The organism is Phenylobacterium aquaticum (assembly GCF_022695515.1).
In the GTDB taxonomy this organism is placed as follows: domain Bacteria; phylum Pseudomonadota; class Alphaproteobacteria; order Caulobacterales; family Caulobacteraceae; genus Phenylobacterium; species Phenylobacterium aquaticum.
Genome location: NZ_JALDPT010000085.1, coordinates 1 through 2,522, shown reverse-complemented (window position 1 = coordinate 2,522; position 2,522 = coordinate 1). Strand labels below are relative to the sequence as shown.

Annotated in this window: 1 tRNA gene and 2 rRNA genes; all 3 read left to right on the top strand. The window is 54.3% G+C overall.

Annotated features, from left to right (window positions below):
- A 23S ribosomal RNA gene (locus MQH10_RS26185) occupies positions 1 to 2,195 on the top strand; the annotation flags it as partial.
- 83 nt (positions 2,196 to 2,278) lie between these two features.
- Positions 2,279 to 2,393: ribosomal RNA gene (rrf, locus tag MQH10_RS26180) — 5S ribosomal RNA — on the top strand.
- A 51-nt stretch (positions 2,394 to 2,444) separates the two neighbouring features.
- Positions 2,445 to 2,521: transfer RNA gene (locus tag MQH10_RS26175), tRNA-Met, on the top strand.
- The last annotated feature ends 1 nt before the right edge of the window (position 2,522 follow it).

Sequence of the window (2,522 nt, the reverse complement as noted above, 5' to 3'; positions counted from 1 at the left end):
GGCGTACCTTTTGTATAATGGGTCAGCGACTTCATGTGCCGTGCAAGCTTAAGCCGTTAGGTGTAGGCGCAGCGAAAGCGAGTCTGAATAGGGCGAATAAGTACGTCGCATGACGACCCGAAACCAGGTGATCTATCCATGAGCAGGTTGAAGGTAAGGTAACACTTACTGGAGGACCGAACCCGTGAATGTTGAAAAATTCTGGGATGACTTGTGGATAGGGGTGAAAGGCCAATCAAACCTGGACATAGCTGGTTCTCCGCGAAAACTATTTAGGTAGTGCGTCGGACGAATTCCTTGGGGGGTAGAGCACTGGATGGATGCGGGGGTCGCGAGATCTACCAATTCTAACCAAACTCCGAATACCCAAGAGAACTATCCGGCAGACACACGGCGGGTGCTAACGTCCGTCGTGAAAAGGGAAACAACCCTAACCATCATCTAAGGCCCCCAAGTCACGGCTAAGTGGGAAACGATGTGGGATTGCTTTGACAACCAGGATGTTGGCTTAGAAGCAGCCATCATTTAAAGAAAGCGTAACAGCTCACTGGTCAAGCGATCCTGCGCGGAAAATGTAACGGGGCTCAAGCCGTGCGCCGAAGGTATGGGTTCGCGTAAGCGAGCGGTAGCGGAGCGTTCCGTAAGCCTGTGAAGGTCAGCTGTGAGGCTGGCTGGAGGTATCGGAAGTGAAAATGCTGACATGAGTAGCGACAAAGAGTGTGAGAGACACTCTCGCCGAAAGTCCAAGGGTTCCTGCGTAAAGCTAATCTGCGCAGGGTTAGCCGGCCCCTAAGGCGAGGCCGAAAGGCGTAGTCGATGGGAATCAGGTGAATATTCCTGAGCCAGTTGGAAGTGACGAATGCCGTAAATTGTGAGGGCTTATTGGATTGTTCCTTGCAGTGAAGGGGTTCCTGGAAATAACTCCAACGGAGACCGTACCCGAAACCGACACAGGTGGACAGGTAGAGTATACCAAGGCGCTTGAGAGAACTATGCTGAAGGAACTCGGCAAATTGCACGCGTAACTTCGGGATAAGCGTGACTCTGCTTAGGGCAACCTTAGTAGAGTGGCACAGGCCAGGGGGTAGCGACTGTTTATCAAAAACACAGGGCTCTGCGAAGCCGCAAGGCGACGTATAGGGTCTGACGCCTGCCCGGTGCCGGAAGGTTAAAAGGAGGGGTGCAAGCTCCGAATTGAAGCCCCGGTAAACGGCGGCCGTAACTATAACGGTCCTAAGGTAGCGAAATTCCTTGTCGGGTAAGTTCCGACCTGCACGAATGGCGTAACGACTTCCCCACTGTCTCCAGCATAGGCTCAGCGAAATTGAATTCCCCGTGAAGATGCGGGGTTCCCGCGGTCAGACGGAAAGACCCTATGAACCTTTACTATAGCTTCGCCTTGGCGTTAGCGACAACATGTGTAGGATAGGTGGGAGGCTATGAATCCGGGGCGCCAGTTCCGGGGGAGCCAACCTTGAAATACCACCCTTGTTGTCGTTGACGTCTAACCGAGACCCGTTATCCGGGTCCGGGACATGGCGTGGCGGGTAGTTTGACTGGGGCGGTCGCCTCCCAAAGTGTAACGGAGGCGCGCGATGGTGAGCTCAGAGCGGTCGGAAATCGCTCGTCGAGTGCAATGGCATAAGCTCGCCTGACTGAGAGACTGACAAGTCGATCAGAGACGAAAGTCGGCCATAGTGATCCGGTGGTTCTGCATGGAAGGGCCATCGCTCAACGGATAAAAGGTACTCTAGGGATAACAGGCTGATTTTGCCCAAGCGTCCACAGCGACGGCAAAGTTTGGCACCTCGATGTCGGCTCATCACATCCTGGGGCTGGAGCAGGTCCCAAGGGTTCGGCTGTTCGCCGATTAAAGTGGTACGTGAGCTGGGTTCAGAACGTCGTGAGACAGTTTGGTCCCTATCTGCCGTGGGTGTACGAAGCTTGAGAGGATCTGTCCCTAGTACGAGAGGACCGGGATGGACACACCTCTGGTGGACCTGTCGTGGCGCCAGCTGCGCAGCAGGGTAGCTAAGTGTGGAATAGATAACCGCTGAAAGCATCTAAGCGGGAAACTAACCTCAAAACAAGGCTTCGCCGAGAGCCGTGGTAGACCACCACGTTGATAGGCCAGGTGTGGAAGTGCCGCGAGGCATGCAGCTTACTGGTACTAATCGCTCGATCGGCTTGATCGTTCTTAGTTGAACTCATGAGAGCGCTTTGAATTGCCTCTCAGATGATGATGTCTTCTCTCTTCAACTTGCATCCGTTTCGTTGACCTGGTGGTTCTGCCGAGAGGTCCCCACCCGATCCCATTCCGAACTCGGTCGTTAAGCCTCTCTGGGCCAATGGTACTTCGTCTTAAGGCGCGGGAGAGTAGGTCGCCGCCAGGTCTACCAAACGGATGCATAACCCAAACCCTTCAATCACGATCAACACCCTGACGCGGGGTGGAGCAGCCCGGTAGCTCGTCAGGCTCATAACCTGAAGGTCACAGGTTCAAATCCTGTCCCCGCACCCAA